Source organism: Streptomyces sp. NPDC053474, from assembly GCF_044544845.1.
Taxonomy (GTDB): Bacteria; Actinomycetota; Actinomycetes; order Streptomycetales; family Streptomycetaceae; genus Streptomyces.
Genome location: NZ_JBITXV010000010.1, coordinates 306,221 through 323,879 on the forward strand (window position 1 = coordinate 306,221; position 17,659 = coordinate 323,879).

Here is a 17,659-nt window from a genome sequence, read left to right on the forward strand (position 1 = left end):
GTCAGTCGAGGGGCTTCTCCCACACCGAGACGTGCTGGGTGCTCTCGCTGGTGAAGGGCGCCCGGTGCCAGTCCTCCCAGCGGTCGCGCAGGCGGAGTCCGGCGAGCCGCGCCATCAGGTCGAGCTCGGCGGGCCACACGTACCGGAAGGGGATGGCGCGGTGCTCGGCGCGGCCATCGACGATCGTGACGTAGTGCGAGCTCAGCGCCTGCGTGGCCACGTCATAGGTGTCGAACGCCCACCGGGTGGGGCTGATGTGGAACGGTACGGCGGTCTGCCCCGGCGGCAGGAGCCGCAGATCGGGCACGCCGACCTCGATGACGAAGCGGCCGCCGGGGCGCAGATGGGCGGCGGCGTTGTGGAAGCAGTCCACCTGGGCGTCCTGCGTGGTGAGGTTGTTGATCGTGTTGAAGACGAGGTAGACCACCGAGGCGGACCGCGCGTCCTCGACCTGGGTGGTGGCGAAGTCGCCGATGGTCACGGGCACCGCGTCGCCGCCCGGCTTGTCCCGCAGCCGGGCCGCCATGGCGCGGGACATCTCGATGCCGCGCACCGGGACGCCGCGCCGGGCGAGCGGCAGGGCGATGCGGCCCGTGCCGATGCCGAACTCCAGCGCCTCGCCGTCGCCCGCCAAGTCGGCGAGCAGGTCGACGACGGGGTCCACCGCCTCCGGGCGGAACATGTCGGCCGACGACTCGTCGTAGGTGGCGGCTACGTCCTCCGCGAAGTATCCGTCCTCAGGGAGCATGCCGGGACGGTAGCGCCCGGGGCTCCGGTGACGCACGGGGTTTTCCGCCGCACGGGATGCGGATCGGTCGGTGCGCGGTGAACCTGGAACCAGGGGCGAGACCGCAAGGAGACATCCCATGTCTGTGCTGGACAAGCTCAAGCAGATGCTGAAGGGCCACGAGGACAAGGCGGGCCAGGGCATCGACAAGGCGGGAGACTTCGTCGACGACAAGACGCAGGGCAAGTACAGCAGCCAGGTCGACACCGCCCAGGAGAAGCTCAAGGAGCAGCTGGGCGGCGACCAGGGGCAGCAGAACCCGCCGCAGTCCTGATCGAGGCACCGAGTGGTCCGGGCCGCGGCCCGGACCACGGGGTCCTTCGTGCGCTACGGGCGCTGGTCGCGGCCCGGACCACGGGGTCCTTCGTGTGCTACGGGCGCTGGTCGCGGTCCGGCGAGGTCCGCGCGTGCGCGGTGCGGGCGAGCCTCGGCCCCAGCCAGCGCTTGAACCGGCGCAGCGCCTCGACCTGCCCGGCGGCCTTGTCGAGGCCGTAGTAGAGCTGGGGCGGCACGTACGGCAGCAGCGGTGAGTGGCGCTGGCCGAGCAGGGCGAACATGCGGTGTGGCGGCAGGTGGATGTACCGCGGCAGGCTCTCGTACCACCGGGCGCTGTAGCGGGCGGCGCTCTGGACGGGCAGGAGGGCGGCCTCGCGCTCCCGCTGGTAGGCGGCGAGCGCTCCCGGGAGCGTGGGGTGGCCGCGCAGGGCGGCGGCCAGCGCGATGGCGTCCTCCAGGGCGAGGGTGGTGCCCGCGCCGATGGAGTAGTGGGTGGTGTGGGCGGCGTCGCCGAGGAGGACGACGTTGTCGCGGTACCAGCGCTTGTTGGTGAGGGTCTGGAAGGTCAGCCACTGGGCCCGGCCGTCGGCGGAGGAGCGGCCGATCAGGGGGTGCCCGTCCAGGAGGCGGTCGAAGAGCTTGCCCAGGAGGGTCAGGCCTTCGGCCTCGTCGGCGCGGTCGAGGCCGAGCCCGGTCCAGGTCTCCGGGGCGCACTCGACGACGCAGGTGCTGCCCTGCGGGCCGTAGCCGTACGCGTAGGCCCAGATCCAGCCGTGGTCGCTCTCCACGAAGGCGAAGGTGAAGGCGTCGAAGACCTTGGTGGTGCCGAGCCAGATGTACTGGTTGCGCCCGGCGGTGACGTGCGTGCCGTGGTGCTCGGGGTCCTGGCCGCGCAGCGTGCTGTGCAGGCCGTCACCGGCGACGACCAGGTCGGCGTCGCGGGGCAGCGCGTCGGCCGTCATCTCGTGGCCGAACTCCAGGCGTACGCCGAGGGTCCTGGCCCGTGCGGCGAGCAGTTCGAGGAGGCGGTGGCGGCCGATGCCGAAGCCCTCGTCGCCGCGGTGGCGCGTGGTGCGGTCCCCCACGTGGGCGACGCCGTCGCGCCAGCGTACGGAGGCCTCCTCGACGGCGCGCGCGGACTCGGGGTCGTGCTCGTGGAGTTTGTCGAGGAGCCCGCGCCAGTACGTGACGCCCCAGCCGTAGGTGGAGCCCTCCGGGTTGCGCTCGTGGACGGTGATCTCGGTGGCCGGGTCCTGCCGCTTCAGCAGGATGGAGAGATAGAGACCGGCGGGACCGCCACCGACGCAGGTGACCTTCACGTACACCTCTGCAAGTTGCTCACGATGACCATGCGACGACAGAGAGTAGCAGCAGGGGTGGCTGTTTCCCGACGTGCTGCGGGGGCCCCGGCCGCCTTCCCTGCGGCCCGGGCCCCTCGCGGCGACCGGCTCGCTACAGCTTGAAGTCGATCCGGCCCAGGAGACCGACCGTCAGCTCGAAGTAGTCGGCGTGCACCAGGCGCCGGGCGGCCGGTACCGGGGTGCCGTTGACGGTGACCGTGTCGGTGGCCGTGTCCTTGTCGGTGCGGTACAGCTCGTGCTCCTGGACCAGCAGCCGGTACAGGGTGAGGAGTTGGCCGGTGGGGGCCGCGATGCCGCCGGACCAGGCGAAGCCGGTGCCATCCGCGCGGCAGACCAGGTCCGCCGGGGCGCCCAGCTCCTTCCAGTCCATGTCGTCCTCCCCCGCCTGTGCCCGGCTCTGGAGGGTGAGCGTGACCCGGCGGCACGCGGCCGCGGCGGCGGTGCCGGTGCCGCTCATCTCCCCCAGTTCGTTGTACGTGGCCGGGCCGGTGAGGGTGACCGCGAGCTGGTTGCCCTCGCGCCGCCCGGTGAGCGTGCGCGGCGGCAGGAGCTGGGCGAACTCCGCCCGTTCCACCTTCGACAGGTGCAGCGGGTCGACGGCGTACGGCTGGTAGCGGGCGAGGGCGAGGCGCAGATACGGGAAGTAGGTGGCGGCCGCGCCGCCGCCGAAGTCCACGTCGATGTCGACGTACCAGAGCTGCCGTCCCTTGTCGTACGCGGGGGTGAAGGCCGCCGCGTCGACGAGGACCGGTTCCGTGTCGGGTGAGCCGGGCAGGCGCAGACCGGTCGGGCGCTGCTCCGCGTTCGGGAAGTGCGTGGCCTGCGGGCGCGGCAGGACGGTGGTGTCGGACCACACGGGGTCGACGCCCCAGCGGGTGGCGACGGTGTCGGGCAGGGCCGTGCCGGTGTCGAGCACCACGGCGAGCATCTCGTCGTCGCCGGAGGAGTACCAGGGGCGGTTCAGATAGACGCGCAGGCCCGCGGGGCGGCGGCGCTGGGTGACCGTGGCCCGCTGCTGGTCGACGCTGCGGTCGTGGCGCAGGGTGGGCACGGCGTAGGCGACGGCGGGTGGCTCGGGCCTGCGGGAGCTGGGCACCGGCAGGGGGGCCGCGGTCGGGCCGAGGCGGGTCACGTTGGCGCGGTCGTCGGTGATGGTGGGGTGGAAGTACTCGCGGAAGCGGGTGACGGCGGTCGGCGTGTAGCGGACGTTGCGGTGCCGGGTGTCGCCGAACTCGTGGGTGCGGGTGACCCGTTCCTCGTCGTCGGCGTAGGCGAGGGTGATGTCCTCCAGCTGCTTGTGGCCGTCCACGCGGATGGGCGCGGGCTGGGTGACGTCGTCGAGCCACTCGCTCCAGCGGGCGTCCACCTCGACGTGGCCGGTGCTCTCGGCGTGGCTGGTGACCTGGAGGGTGATGTCGGCGGCGGTCTGTTCGGCCGTCCGGTGAGCGGTGAGTTCGGCGAGGCGGGGTGGCTGGACGGGCTTCTCCACCGCGTGCACCAGTGTGACCTCGGTCCAGGGCGTGAGCATCCAGTTCTCGCCGTCGGCGGTGGCCCGGGTGAGGAACGCCCTGTCCTGCTCGCGCAGGTCCTGCCAGAAGGAGGACTGGGTGAGCAGACCCCACTGGCGCAGCAGGGGGAGCTTCTGCGGGTCCAGATAGCAGCTCAGGCGAACCGTGGCGATCTCGCCCTTGGGCAGGTACACCTCCAGGACGCGCTGGGTGAGGCCGTCCCAGTGCGGTGTGCCGGTGCCTTCCCGGATGCGGATCTTGAAGGGCTGGGCCTGCGGCCAGGGGCCGGGGAAGGGGATCTTGCGGTTCTCCCGGTCGCCGGGCAGGCCGCGCAGCATGACGCCCTCGGCGAGGACGTCCGGGAGGTACGGCAGGCGCAGTTGATGGGTGTCGTGCACGACGAACTCGCCCTGCTTGAGCCCGGCGCCGCGGCGCGCGAGCGGCAGCGGGGTGACGGGCAGCGGGTCGTGCACGTCGTGCTTGGCGATGTGGATGGAGCCTTCGAGCAGCAGGTCGTGCGGGAGGTGCGGCCACTGCGGGTCGCGGACGACGGTGTCCAGGAAGGACCCGGATTCGCGGGAGGCCGCCGCGAAGTACTCCGCGCGCACCCGGTCGGGCTTGGTGGCGCCGAAGGCGGCGTCGAACACGCCGTGCTCCTCGGCCATCTGCAGGGCCGTCTTCGGCGGTGCCACGTGCCGCTCCGCGATCGGCTTGTACTGGCGGTCCAGGCCGTCGACGTCGGAGCGCGCCTTGTGGTCGGGGACGTCGGAGCGCCACAGGACGTACTCGTCGGGCGAGATCTGGCGGCCGTCGTCGGTGACGGTGCTGCGGATGACCAGGCGCTCGGTGGACTCGCCCTCGTTGAACGGAAGGAGCGGCACCACCACGGGCTGCGGGACGGGCTCCCAGCGGCCGTAGGTGATCGTGTCGGACTGGACGGCGTCAGGCGTGCTCGCGGTGTGGTCGAGGCCGTTGCCCGCGAGGTCGACGATGCGGGCGCGCATCCGGTACGTGCGGCCGAAGCGCAGGGCGGGCAGTGAGCCGGGCTCCGCGGTGAACCGGGTCTCCAGGGGTACGTCCGGCGACACGGGCGGGGCGGGTGCCTCCGGCTCGTTGTCGAGCCCGATGGTGCGGCCCGGCCGGGGCGCGGCGAGGCTCCAGCCGTGCCAGCCGCAGACGGCCTGGTGGCCGTAGAGCTCCTTGGAGGTGGCGGAGGTGGCCGTCACGGCGCTGGCGCGCACCAGGCCCTCGTCCGGGCGGACCTGGAGGGTGATCGGCTGCTGTCCGGGCCAGCGGATCGTGTAGCGGCCGCGGCGGCGCAGCAGCGACTGCCACTGACGGACGGCGCCGGTGGCCGGGTCGACGGTGCCGATGTCCACGCGGTAGCCGCGGACCAGGTTCTCCGCGGTCAGTTCGGCCACTTCGCCGTTGGTGCGGCGCTTGAGGTCGGTGCCGATCTGCCCGGCGAGGTAGTGGTCGCGGACGGTGTGCATCAGGGTGATGCCGCCGCCGCGGGCGGCCGGGGTGGCGGTGCCCGCGACCTGGTGGGCGACGGAGCCGGGGCTCGACGGCACGTCACGGTCGTACAGCGCCGCGATGGTGCGGGCGTAGTCGAGGTGCTTGAGCGCCGCCCCGTCCACGTCCAGTTCGGTGAGGTGCCAGGTGTCGGGGGCGCCGAGGTTCAGCATCCCGCCGGTGATCAGGCCCCCGGTGGCGGGAGCCGCTTCGAAGACGCTGCCCCGGACGAGCCGGAGGGTCGTCCAGGGGCGGAGCGGCTCGGCGTTGAGGTCGGCGGCGTGGGGGACGCTGGTGTCGAAGCGCACCCGGACGCGGGCCCCGTCGGGGATGCTCGCGGGCAGCGTGAACCGGCGGTCGACGACGAGGCCGAACCTGCGCTGGAGCTCCGGGTAGTCGCCAAGCAGACCGCACGCCTCGTGGAAGTCGACGCGGTGCTCTTCCTCCTCCTCGGCGGCCAAGGCCGCGGCGGACGGCCTGGGCCGGTCGTAGAACAGGGCGGTCTCGGCCAGGGGCAGCACGTGCTTGTACGCCTCGCTGGTGTACAGCTCGGTCGTCCGGTCCATGACCCGGGGGGTGAGGTCGTCCGCGGCGGCGCGCGGGACGTCGCCGTGCTGGTTGAACGCCCGCTTCACCGCCTCGTAGCCCTTGGCCAGGTCCCGGCCCATGGCCAGGACCTCGCCGGTGATGATGTCGGGCATCAGATACAGGGCGGGCATCTCCCAGCCGCGGTGGTCCGTCGGCGGCTCCTCGCACAGGAGGCTCTCCTGGCGGGCCCATTCGCCGCCGAGGCGGCTGCTCGTCGTGGCCACGGCGACGGCCCGGTACACGTCGGTGATCTCGTCGTGCACCAGCTTGCCGGGGAAGGAGCGCAGGGTGTCCGGTGCCTCGGCGGCCAGCGCGGTCGCCTCCTCGGGCAGGGCGACCGGGGTGGTGTCCTTGAACAGGGCTTTCCACGTGTCGAGGTCGGCCGGGGGGTAGTGGTCCGTCGGCTCGTGTGCCGTGACGTAGGTGTGTTCCGGCTTGTCGAACTCGAACCAGAGCCCGGCCAGCAGGGTGGCAAGGCGCTCGGGCCAGCGCAGGAACGCCTCGGACTGGCCGAGTTGGGTGATGCCGGTCAGGTGCGGGGTGACGAGGACGGACACGCGTACGGTGTCGCCCTCGATGACGCCGTCGGGCAGGACGGTCCATCGGATGCTGTCCACCATGGTCAGTCCACCTCCGCGAAGGCCGTGCAGTAGTCGAGGACGGGGTCGACGCGGACGCCCGTGACCGGGTCGGTGTACGGCGACATGAGGTCGGCGAAGGACGGCGGTGTGAGCTCCGGGGCGGGGGCGGCGCCCGCGATGTCGGCGCGCCTGCCGCTGCCCGCGAACTTCTTCTCGCAGCGGATCGTCACCGACTTCGAGAAGAAGCCGATCTCGATGCTGATGGTGAGCCGGGCGCGGCCGACGGCGTAGCCGCCTTCGTAGCCGAGTTCGAGGTAGAGCTCGATGGAGGCGGAGACGATGCCGAGGACGTCGACCTCGCCGCGGGCGCGGAGGTAGCCGACGAGTTTGACGTTGGGGCGGATCTCCTTCTGGTCGGGCCTGCCCGGGTCGTTGGTGACGCTGACGAGTTCGAGCCGGAAGTAGATGCCCGCCATCACGGACAGGCTGCCGCTGGCCACGCCGAAGTTCATGGACACCGCGGCGCCGAACTCGACGGCCGCGTCCAGGACGGCGATTTCCTTGGGGTTGAGGACGATGCCGAAGTAGCCGCCACCGCCGAGCATCGACACGGTGAGGCGGAAGGGCGCCTCGCGGCGGCAGAAGGAGAAGCCCGCCTGGAGCGGGGTGTTGCCGATGAACGGCACCGAGAGCATCGCGTTCAGCGAGAGGTTCTCCAGGCTGAACACGCCCACGGCCGCGTTGGGCAGCTGCATGGAGTAGTTGGCGTGGATGCCGGAGCTGTCGACGGTGAGGGCGGGCGGGTCGCTGAAGCCGTCGAGCGGGATGAGGTTGCGCAGGGTCTGGATGAACTCCAGGTGCCCGATGAAGTCGACGCTGCCGAGCTTCACCTCGACGTCGGGCTTCTGGCCCGCGCGCATGGTGAAGCGGATCCGTTGGAAGTGCAGGGCGATCGCTTCGAAGTCGGGGACCATGCGCAGCTTGAAGTTGTCCAGCGTGCAGGTGATGTCGGCGGCCTGGGGCACGTCGGGCCGCAGGGAGCCGCGCAGGTCCGCCACGAGCGTCAGCTTGCCCACGGGCCAGAAGACGGCGTCCTTCTCGTGCTCCGGGGGCTCCTTCTTGTCCGGCCGCCACGCCGTGATGTCCGGCTGCCACTGGATGCGGGAGTTGACGACGTCCGGCAGTTTGGCGCCGAGCGCCGCCATCTTGATGGCGTCCCGCAACGCGATGACCTCGCCCGCCCCGTTCTCGTACGTGGCGGTGGCCTCGGCGATGCGGGTGAGCAGCTGCCGCACACCGGTCTCGACCCCGGCGGGCAGGGCCACGCGCAGCTCCCTGAGGGCGTCGGCGAAGGCGCGGAAGGCGTTGTCGACGTCCTCGATGCGGGTGGGGTTGGGGGTGTGCTCCAGATTGCTGGTGATGTAGGCGAGGAGCACCTCGACGAAGCGTGTCGCGGTGTCGACGACGCGGATGACGCGGTCGGCGGTCTGGGGGAACTGTTCCTGGACGGCGGCCAGGGTGTCGCGCAGACCGCGCAGGTCGTTGAGGAATCCGGTGACGGCGTTGACGGTCGCCGTGAGGAAGTTCGGCGCCTTGAGCTTGTCGAGACCGGCCTCCTTGAGGATCGCCGAGAGCGGGAACATTCCGAAGAGCTTGGCGTCGTTGATCTGCTTGAAGAAGTCGAGGGGGTTGAACCGGCCCTGGAGGAGGTTGACCCACTTGTCGGCCGGGTCGGCGGCGGGCCCGAGGGCCGTGGTGGGGACGGCGGCGACCGGGCCGGTGAGCCGGGACAGGCCCGCGACGTTGAAGTTCGGCTGGGCGAGGGCTCCGGCGCTCTGCCCTGCCGAGCTGAAGGTCAGCGGGAAGGGCTCGACGAGCTCGATGAACAGCTGGCCCTTGTTGGCGTCGGTGAAGGCGTCGCGCACGTACGGCTCGGGGTGGAACACGGACTTCGGCTGGTCGCCGCCGACGCCGGTGCCGAAGCGGCTGAGGGCGGGCACGACGGCCCGCGCCCAGCGCACGGTGGGCAGGAACAGGGGCTCGTCGGTGGCGACCGGGTCCGGGGCGAGCGCGGCGCCCCAGATCAGCCGGCCGGTGGAGAGCGTCGTGTCGTCGGGCTTGTTGCTCGGCGCGAAGGCGACGGCCTGGCCGCGCACGTCGGCGAGGGCGCGCTTGACCGCGTCGCGGGTCGGGTCGGGTTCCGTGGGGCTCGGCGCGGTCTCGGCCGGGGTGTAGAACGTGATGATCGTCTGCACGTCGGCCCGGTTCCCGTACAGGTTCTTGCCGACGAAGGCCATGGGCGTACGGAACTCGACGAGGCGGCCGTCGAGGTCGGTCATGCTCACCTGGAACTGGAAGGGCGCCTCCTCGTCGGTCTCCGGGAAGAAGGCGAGCTTCTCGTTGGGGTGGTGGGGGTCGGTGGCCAGGCCCGGGATCGTCCGGGGCTCGTGCAGGTCGGGGGTGACGAGGGTGAGCAGCCGGACGCTGACGAACGGGAAGCGGCGGCGCAGCCGCTTCAGCTCCTCCGGGTCACCGGGTGCTCCGTAGCGGCGGACCGGCTCGCGCACCATGATGAAGAACCGCTGGTTGAGGTAGGCCGCGTTGTCCGGCCGCTTGTGGTCGAACTTGCGCTCGGTGACCTTGACGAGGTCCGCTAGGTGGCCGAAGGGGAAGAGCCGCCCCCGGTACATGACGCGTACGTAGTGGTCGCGGCCGAGGGCGGCGCGGTGGCGCCACTGGGTGACCTGGAAGCCGTCGGGCGGCTGGTCCCAGCGGCCGAGGGAGTCGAGCCAGCCTCCCATGCTGGACAGCATGAGGTTGTCGCCGGTGAGCGGCGTCGGCCGGAAGCCGCCCGGAAGGCCGGTGTTGGAGGTCAGGTGCACCACGGACGACCGGTCCTCGGGGGTCATCGCCATGGGGAAGTCGTTGCCGTCGGGGCGCAGCGGGTGCGGGTCGGCGGGGTCGAAGCCGGGGTCGCGGGTCCAGACGGCACGGGCGCCGGTGGCAGGCAGCCGGGTGTGCCACAGCTCGACGCGGCCCGTGGGGTCGGGCAGTTCGCTGGTGTGCGACCAGGTGGCGCCCTGGGGCGGTGACAGCAGGAGCCGGTAGGGCAGTTCGATGCCGGTCTTCGGCTCGTCCGGGTTCGCGAGCGGGTTCTCCGGCCGGGCTCCGGCGACGGTCTCCGGGGCCGGGGCGGCGAGCAACCCCGCGTCGACGGGGGCGTCGGGGCCGTGCCGCGCCGCGAGCTCCGCCACCGTGCGGGCCAGGCGCAGGGCGTGGAAGACGTTGTCGGGAGCCTCGGCCACGGCGTGGTGCAGTCCGGCCGCGGCGGCCGGTTCGCGGGCGGCGTCCACGACGCGCAGGGGGAGTTCCCGCATCGCGTCGAGGAGGCCCTTCTCGGTGTAGGTGACGGAGCTCTGGGCTCCCACACCGAACACCAGGACGCTGCGGCCGCCGATGCGCGAGGCCACCGGCGGCGGCTTGTGCGGCTCGCTGCCCGCGAGGGCGACGGCCTGGGCGCCTTCCGGGATGCCGGGGGTGAGCTCGAAGAACGCCCGCTCGACGACGTGCTGGGGGCCGAAGGTGACGACGAGGTAGCCCGGCTGGTCCGGCTTCTGGCGGACCAGCCGGCGGGGTTCGAGCAGGGGCTTCTCCAGGCGCAGGCCCAGGAAGCGGAAGTGGAGGTCGAGCAGGTCGGTGGCGCGCAGCAAACGGTAGGGCTGCGGAGGCGGTGGCACGGACATGGGTTCCCCCGTTGCCGGGTCCGAGGACCCCGTAGGGCGGCATGGTGTGTCGCGGAAGTGGTGGAGTCAGGTGCGTCAGGCAGTCGGTGTCACGGCCGACCTGCCTGGCGTGTGGTGGGAGGGGGTGGCCTGCCCGCGCCGTCGACGGAGCGAGGCGTGGCGGAGCCGCCACTGAAGCGAAGTGTGATGCGCCCTGGGATATGTGATCCACGGTTCTATCGCACGCCGGGGCCTGTCGTCGCTGTCAATTTCGGCCTTCATGCCAGCTCCTGCCCGCACGCCGCTTCCGTCCCAGGATCCCCGCTCGGCGGGGGCGTGCGGGGATCGATACGCGCAGCTCACCCCATTGGATGAGCCGGGGGTGGCGCCGGGCGCGGCGCCGGACCGGTGCGCGGGCGCGGCGCGGTGCGCCCGGCGAAATCCGTTCGCCGGTGCGCGCGCCCGCGCCCTACGCTCGGCGGCATGAGCAAGCCCCTCGTCGCCCTCCTCAGCGGAGCCGGTATCTCCACGGACTCCGGCATCCCCGACTACCGCGGGCCGAACGGCCTGTGGCGGCGCGATCCCGAGGCCGAGAAGCTCGTGACGTACGCGTACTACATGGAGGATCCGGAGATCCGGCGCAGGGCGTGGCGGATGCGGCGGGAGAACCGCACGCTGCTGGCGCGTCCGAACGCGGCGCACCACGCGGTGGTCGAGCTCGAGCGCTCCGGCGTCCCGGTGCGGGTGATCACGCAGAACGTGGACGGGCTGCACCAGCTGGCCGGGATGCCGGACCGCAAGGTGCTCGAACTGCACGGCTCGGCACGGTCGGTGGTGTGCACCGGCTGCGGTGCGCGCGGGCCGATGGAGGAGGCGCTCGCCCGTGTCGAGGCGGGCGAGCCGGATCCGGCGTGCACGGCATGTGGGGGTGTCCTCAAGTCGGCGACGGTGATGTTCGGCGAGCGGCTCGATCCGGAGGTGCTCGGCGAGGCCGTGGCGATCACGAAGGCCTGCGAGGTGTTCATCGCGGTGGGCACGAGCCTTCAGGTGCAGCCCGCGGCGGGGCTCGCGGGTCTCGCCGCCGACTTCGGGGCGCGCCTCGTCATCGTGAACGCCGAGCCGACCCCGTACGACGACCGGGCCGCGGAGGTGGTGCGCGAGCCGATCGGCACGGCGCTGCCGGAGCTGTTGCGGGGGCTCGCCGCCTAGAGGGGTGGACGGCGGGGCCAAGGAGGGGCGGCCCCGCCGTCCTGGGAGGGTGGTTCTCAGCCGAACATCACGCTGTGCGGGAGGGGCTCGAAGTAGCCGCGCTCCTCACCGGCCTCCACGATGTCCGCGGCTTCCTCGCAACCGCGGTCGTAGTACACGGTCGCTTCGGTGTCGGTGCCGTTGTAGACGCTGTCGGCGCCTTGGAGCAGGAGGTAGCACTCGCCGTTGTCCGGTTCTTCGATCTCCAGGTCGCCGGACTGGGGCGAGTGGTAGAAGAAGGTCCCGGTGGCCGCGTGGGCGGTGCTGGCGGGCAGGGCGGTGAAGACGGCGAGGGCGGCAGCGGCGGCCAGGGCCGCGCGCCCGATGCGCGCCGACGTCATGCGTGTGGCGGTCATGGGTGCCACGGTTCCGCACGGGGGTGGAGTCACCCAGGGGACACACTCCCAGAGAGCCGGGAAGTCGGAGCGGGCAGCTGGTTCGCACGCCCCCCGCGTGCGCCCCGGACGCCTCTCGTCCGCAGCGTGCGGACCGTGCGCCGAGCGGCTCCCTCGTCCGGGTGAGTGCCGACAGGACCGGCATATGCGGACATGCGCGTGGGAAGCGAAGGCCCGTTGCACCCACCACTGTGAAAGGACCGCGCGCATGCGCTTCCGTACCGCCCTGGCCGCCGCCGCGGGCGCTCTTGCCCTGACCGTCACCCTGCCCGCTTCGGCCACCGCGGCCGACGGCCAGTTCCAGTACACCTACAGCGGGCTCGACGGCAGGCCGCGGGTCGCCGTCATCGACGACCCGGAGAGCTGGGAGTGCGTCACGCTGCCGGAGGTGGCGGACCCGGGCTCCAGCTCCCCGGCCCACTCGCCGCGCAACCGGACCGACGCCTACGCCGAGGTCTTCACGGAGCCGGACTGCACGGGTGACTCGTTCACCTTGCGCCCGCACACCGGATACGGCTCCGAACGCCTCAAGCTCCGTTCCGTGATGTTCTTCTGACGGTATTTCAGTGACGTGTGCCGCTCGGCTGGCCCGGGGTGACGCGCACGTCCACCGCCGCGTGGCGGGCGGCCCACACCTTCACGTGGCCCGCCCGTCCCGCGGGCACCCTGTCGGTGCTGGCGTGCGTCCCGCGCCCCGTGACCTCGACGCGCCAGCCGGTGGGGCTCGGCGGCAGGGACAGCTCGGTGGTGCCGGGGCGGTGCGCGGCCCGGTAGGCCAGGCGGTAGGTGCCGGTGTCCGGGTCGTGGACGTCCTCGCGTACGGCTCCGGCGACCGCGGGGGCGTACGGCGTGGCGGTGCGCTCCTTGTTCGTACGGAAGCGGCCTTCGGGGTCGAGCGCGCAGTAGCCGCCGCCGTAGCACCACACGTAGCCCGCCCAGCCGGAGGAGTAGCGGTTCAGGGAGGCGAGGGCGTCGTCGTAGAAGCGGCGCATGTGCGGCAGGCCGCTGTTGAGGGGGCCCCACTCCCCCACCACGACCGGCAGGGAGTGCTCGCGCGGGTAGGCGGTGACGGCCCGCTCGTAGGCCTCGATCCAGCCTGCTGACGGATCGTAGTCGGCGCCCGCCTCCATCGCGGTGTTGTAGAAGTGCGGCGCGTACACCACCCGTTCGTCGTCGATGCGGCCGAGGCCGGTGGGGACGCCTTCGCCGACGATCGGGGTCGGCTCGACGAACAGCCAGGCCGAGCGGTCCCGGGTGCGGATCGCGTCCGCGAGGCGGTTGTACAGGGGGGTGAGCTGGGTCGCCTCGATGCGGCGGGCGGCGCTCGCCAGGTCCTCGCCGGGGCGTAGTTCCCCCATCGGCTCGTTGATGAGGTCGTAGCCGAGCAGCGCCGGGTGGTCTCCGAAGCGGTCGGCGAGGAGGCGCCACACGCGGGCCTGGGCGGTGCGCAGGTCCGCGTCCTCGTAGAGGTGGGTGAAGGCGCGCTGGACGGCGGGCTCGAAGTACTCGGCGAACCAGTCCTCGGGGTGCGGGGTGAAGGGCAGCCCGTCGGTGCGCGTCGCCCAGCGGGGGATCCCGCGGTGGCCGAAGGCGGGTCCGAACACGTCCTGGTGGGCGTCGAGCACGACGTGGATCCGGTGCTTGTGGGCCCAGCCGAGGATCCGTTGGATCTTGCGCAGATAGCCGTTGCTGTAGTGGCCGCGGCGCGGCTCCAGGTCGTCCCAGAAGACGAGGAGGCGCGCGACGTTGAAGCCGCGGGCGCGCAGGTCGCTGAAGTGGCGTTCGGTGACGGCGCTGAGGGCCTCGGTGCCGTGGTGGGTCTTGTCCTCGACGTTCCAGCCGCGCAGGGTGAGGGTGCGGCCCCGGCGGTCGGTCAGGCGCGGGATGCCGGTGGTGTCCGCCGGGGGCGCCGCGCCGACGGCTCCGCCGCGCGGGCCCTCGGCCTGCGCGGCGGCGGGCCGGGCCTGGGCCGTGGGGGTCAGCGCCCCGCCCAGGAGGGCGACGGCGAGGAGCGCGGCCAGAGCCGTGCGGCGCGGGGCCATGGCGGACCTCCGGTGGTTGACGGGAACACCCTGGGTGTCGAGGTGCTCGCGTCATCCAACCTGCTGGCTGACGGCCCATCAAGACATCTGCGTGAGGCTTTGGTTGGAGTTCCCTCGCGGGCCTTGGACCGTGCCCGCGCCGCACTGGTCGTCAGGCTCAGTGCGCCTTCAGGACGCGCAGGGCGCGGTCGAAGGCCGAGTCGCGCCTCTTGGCGAACTCCTCCTTGGTGAAGACGGGTTCGGTCAGGTGCGGCGGGACGCCGGTGCCGTCGAAGGTGCGGCCGGTGCGGGTCAGGAACTCCTCGTTCGGCAGCCAGGCGACCATGCCGTTGGGGAGGTTGCGCGCCAGGACGTCCGAGAACACGCCCTGGGTGGCCTGGCCGACGCGCACGACCTTGCCCGGCCGGTCCATCAGGGCCTGGGTGAAGGTCTCCCCCGCGCTCACGGTCGAGCCGCCGGTCAGCACGGCGATCGGGCCGGTGTAGCGGGGCGCGTCGGCCGGGCGGACGCGGATGGGCTCGGGTCGGGTGTGCTTGCCCGGGTCGGCGGGGTCGTTGCGGGCCCGCTTGGAGTAGGCGACGTAGGGCGTGTCGGTCAGGCGCTCGGCGATGCGGATGCCGAGGACGTCGGAGCCGCCGCCGTTGACGCGCAGGTCGATCATGAGGCCCTTCAGCCGCCGGGTGCGGTCCTTGGTGAGGATCGTGTCGAGCGTCCGGTCGAGCTCGGCCGCGTGCGCGGAGAAGGGGGCGCCCGCGGGCACGTACCCGGCGAAGCCGGAGATCCGCAGATAGCCCCGGTCGCCCGGCAGATCGGCGTAGGTGATCCGGCCGCCCGCGAAGTCCTTGCGGTACGTGGCGTGCCTCAGGTCGCGCTTCTCGATGAACTTCTTGACCTTGGCGTCCAGTTCTTTCGTCGGGTTGACCGTGCCGGGGCGGACCTCGGCGTAGACGCGGTCGCCGTCCATGACCGCGACGTGGGCGTCGTGGAGCGGCTTCACCATGCTGCTGAAGATCGAGAACAGTTCCTCGCGCGTGGTGTCCGCGTGCACCCGGGGCCGGTACCGGTCGCGTACGGCGTCCCAGTCGACGCCCCTCGCCGCGAAGAACGGGTAGTTCTCCGCGAACGACTGCCAGAACACGTCGAACGACGCCCGGGGGCCCTTCGGGCCCTGCCGCGTGCAGTCGTCCGGCAGCGCCGGGACGCGCCGCAGGGCGCGGTGGCCCACGGAGCTGTCGAAGCTCAGGGTCGCGCGCCGCCCGTCGGGCCCGGTGCGGACGGTGACGACGGTGCCGTCCCGCGTGGTGTAGCGCCCGGCGCCCGTGCGCCGGGCCGACTCGCCCTTGAGGCAGCTCACGGCGGTCGTCTGGTACTCCTGGAAGGTTCCGTTCTGGATCGCGAGGACGGTGCCGTAGCCGTCCATGCGCCAGTAGCCGTCGACGGTCGAGCGCGCCTTGCCGGGGGCGGGACGGTCCTTCGCGACGGCGCTCGGCGCGACGCCCGCGGCGAGGGCCAGGACGACGGCGGTGGCGGTGGCGATGCGCACGGTGAAGCCTTCCGGGTAGGGGGTGCGTGACGTGAAGGGGTGCGGTGACGCGATCCGTGTCGGCATCACGGTCCCGCACGCGGCCCGGCGCGGCCATCCGGCTGGCCGGTGGGGCGGGGGTGGGGACAACCCCCGCCGGACGGCCCGCGCCCCACGCGCCACCCCGGCCCGCCCCAGGCCCCGCACGCGTCACCCGTCACCCGAAGCGACGCGGACCCCGCACCGCGTGACGTGACGCGGGTCTCAAAGTGATCTGCGCGGTTTCTGTTATCCCCCCGCGCCCCGCAGGATCTCCGATGCAGTGGGCGTACTCAGCACCACGCAGCGATCAGGACAGGAGATGTGCCGTGCAGCACGATCAGTGGGAGCCGCAGCAGGGGGACGGCACCGGCCTCACCGCTCTCGTCGTCGCGGGCCGGGCGGGGGACGCGCGGGCCCAGGACGAGCTGGTCGCCGCGTTCCTGCCGCTCGTGTACAACATCGTCGGCCGCGCCCTCAGCGGGCACGCCGACGTCGACGACCTGGTGCAGGACGTCATGGTGCGGATGCTCAGAGGGCTTCCCGGCCTGCGCGATCCGGACTCGTTCCGGTCCTGGCTCGTCGCCATCGCCATGAACGAGACCCGCCGCCACCAGCGGCCCGCGCCCGTCGACAGCGGCCTCCAGGACGCCTACGACATCCCGGACCCGGGCGGGGACTTCACCGACGTGACGATCCTCAGGCTCGGCCTTTCCGGGGAGCGCAAGGAGGTCGCCCGGGCCACGCGCTGGATGGACGACGACCACCGCGAGCTGCTCGCGCTGTGGTGGCTGGAGGCCGCCGGTGAGCTGTCCCGCGGTGAGGTCGCCGCGGCCCTGGAGCTCACGCCGGAGCACACCGCCGTACGGGTGCAGCGCATGAAGGCCCAGCTGGAGACGGCACGCGTGGTCGTGCGCGCCCTGGCCGCCGAGCCGCGCTGCCCCGTGCTCGCCCAGGTGGCGTCGGGCTGGGACGGCAGGCCGTCGGCGCTGTGGCGCAAGCGTCTGGCACGGCACACCCGTGACTGTGCGGCCTGCGGGGGCCTCGGTGCGCGCCTCACACCCGCGGAGGGGCTGCTCGCCGGGATCGCCCTCGTGCCGCCGCTGCTGGTCATGGGGGCCGGGCACCTCTCCGGAGCGGGCGCCGGGACCGGGACGGACACCATGGGGTCCGTCGCGTACGCGGGCGACGGCGAGGCACGTACACAAGCCATGTATCAGCACGAAGCGGGACCTTCGGGTGATGTCGGCGCTGGCGCCCCTGACGTGACTCCCGTCTCCCCAGCGGGCGCCCCGGGCTCCCGTGCGCGGCTGCGGCAGGGGCGGCGCAGCGTGCGCAGGCGGCGCCAGGCGGTCGGCGCGGGCGCGGGTGTGGCCGCGATCGCCGCGCTCGCCGGTGTCATGCAGCTCGCCGACGGCTCGTCCGGACCTTCGGACAAGGGCTCGGCCGTGGCGCTGGAGTCGAGCGAGCCCGCCGCGTCGCCGACGGTCACGGCGGAGCCGAGCCGGTCGCCGTCCCCCTCCGTGTCGCCGTCGAAGGCCCAGAAGGCCAAGAAGCCCTCACCGACCGCGAGTCCCTCGCGCGCCAGCAGGAAGAAGACGGCCGAGCCGCCACGCCCCGCCCCCTCCCAGAAGGCGGCGCCCCGCCCCACGACCAGGAAGCCCGCGCCGCCCGCACCCTCCGGATCGAAGGCACAGCAGGTCCTCAGCCTGGTCAACGCCGAGCGCGCCAAGGCCGGGTGCGGTCCCCTCACCCACAACAGCAAGCTGACCACGGCCGCGCAGCGCCACTCCGCCGACATGCGGTCGCGCAACTACTTCGACCACACCTCGCCGGACGGCACCGACCCGGGGCAGCGCATCACGGCCGCAGGCTACAAGTGGAGCACGTACGGCGAGAACATCGCGCGCGGCCAGCAGACCGCCGCCTCGGTGATGGACGCCTGGATGAACAGCGAGGGCCACCGCGCCAACATCCTCAACTGCTCCTTCAAGGAGCTGGGCACGGGGGTCGAGGAGGGCGAAGGCGGCCCGTGGTGGACCCAGAACTTCGGGGCGCGGGGCTGACGGTCCGAC

General features: G+C 72.6%; 11 protein-coding genes. 4 read left to right on the top strand and 7 right to left on the bottom strand.

What is annotated here, in order from left to right; genetic code table 11:
• Position 1: 1 nt before the first annotated feature.
• A complete protein-coding gene (locus tag ACIG3E_RS25075) occupies positions 2-748 on the bottom strand; it encodes a class I SAM-dependent DNA methyltransferase (protein WP_399620449.1) in 747 nt (248 codons plus the stop codon).
• Between the two features lie 118 nt (positions 749-866).
• Here ACIG3E_RS25075 and ACIG3E_RS25080 point away from each other — a divergent pair, with 118 nt between their 5' ends.
• Positions 867-1,061, top strand: coding sequence for an antitoxin (locus ACIG3E_RS25080; RefSeq protein ID WP_138965465.1), 195 nt, complete (start codon positions 867-869; stop codon positions 1,059-1,061).
• Positions 1,062-1,158: 97 nt separating this feature from the next.
• Here ACIG3E_RS25080 and ACIG3E_RS25085 read toward each other — a convergent pair whose 3' ends face one another.
• The 3 genes from ACIG3E_RS25085 to ACIG3E_RS25095 form a co-directional block, all read right to left on the bottom strand.
• Positions 1,159-2,388: an FAD-dependent monooxygenase gene (locus ACIG3E_RS25085; protein ID WP_399620453.1), complete on the bottom strand. Its 1,230-nt coding sequence runs from the start codon at positions 2,386-2,388 to the stop codon at positions 1,159-1,161.
• Between the two features lie 127 nt (positions 2,389-2,515).
• Entirely contained in the window at positions 2,516-6,655 is a 4,140-nt protein-coding gene (locus ACIG3E_RS25090; protein ID WP_399620455.1) for a hypothetical protein, read from the bottom strand.
• Between the two features lie 2 nt (positions 6,656-6,657).
• The gene (locus ACIG3E_RS25095; protein WP_399620457.1) at positions 6,658-10,359 is read right to left on the bottom strand and encodes a hypothetical protein; all 3,702 of its coding nucleotides are present in this window, start codon (positions 10,357-10,359) and stop codon (positions 6,658-6,660) included.
• A 462-nt stretch (positions 10,360-10,821) separates the two neighbouring features.
• Here ACIG3E_RS25095 and ACIG3E_RS25100 point away from each other — a divergent pair, with 462 nt between their 5' ends.
• Positions 10,822-11,547, top strand: coding sequence for an SIR2 family NAD-dependent protein deacylase (locus tag ACIG3E_RS25100; RefSeq protein WP_399620460.1), 726 nt, complete (start codon positions 10,822-10,824; stop codon positions 11,545-11,547).
• Between the two features lie 56 nt (positions 11,548-11,603).
• On the opposite strand, the gene ACIG3E_RS25105 is transcribed toward ACIG3E_RS25100, so the two are convergent.
• On the bottom strand, positions 11,604-11,942 hold the full coding sequence (locus ACIG3E_RS25105) for a hypothetical protein (protein ID WP_399620463.1): 339 nt from the start codon (positions 11,940-11,942) through the stop codon (positions 11,604-11,606).
• 247 nt (positions 11,943-12,189) lie between these two features.
• Here ACIG3E_RS25105 and ACIG3E_RS25110 point away from each other — a divergent pair, with 247 nt between their 5' ends.
• A complete protein-coding gene (locus ACIG3E_RS25110; RefSeq protein ID WP_399620466.1) occupies positions 12,190-12,537 on the top strand; it encodes a hypothetical protein in 348 nt (115 codons plus the stop codon).
• Positions 12,538-12,544: 7 nt separating this feature from the next.
• On the opposite strand, the gene ACIG3E_RS25115 is transcribed toward ACIG3E_RS25110, so the two are convergent.
• Positions 12,545-14,023: a glycoside hydrolase family 5 protein gene (locus ACIG3E_RS25115; protein WP_399620468.1), complete on the bottom strand. Its 1,479-nt coding sequence runs from the start codon at positions 14,021-14,023 to the stop codon at positions 12,545-12,547.
• Between the two features lie 157 nt (positions 14,024-14,180).
• Entirely contained in the window at positions 14,181-15,566 is a 1,386-nt protein-coding gene (locus tag ACIG3E_RS25120; protein WP_399620657.1) for a S41 family peptidase, read from the bottom strand.
• A gap of 347 nt (positions 15,567-15,913) precedes the next feature.
• Here ACIG3E_RS25120 and ACIG3E_RS25125 point away from each other — a divergent pair, with 347 nt between their 5' ends.
• A complete protein-coding gene (locus tag ACIG3E_RS25125) occupies positions 15,914-17,650 on the top strand; it encodes a sigma-70 family RNA polymerase sigma factor (protein ID WP_399620471.1) in 1,737 nt (578 codons plus the stop codon).
• Positions 17,651-17,659 lie beyond the last annotated feature (9 nt).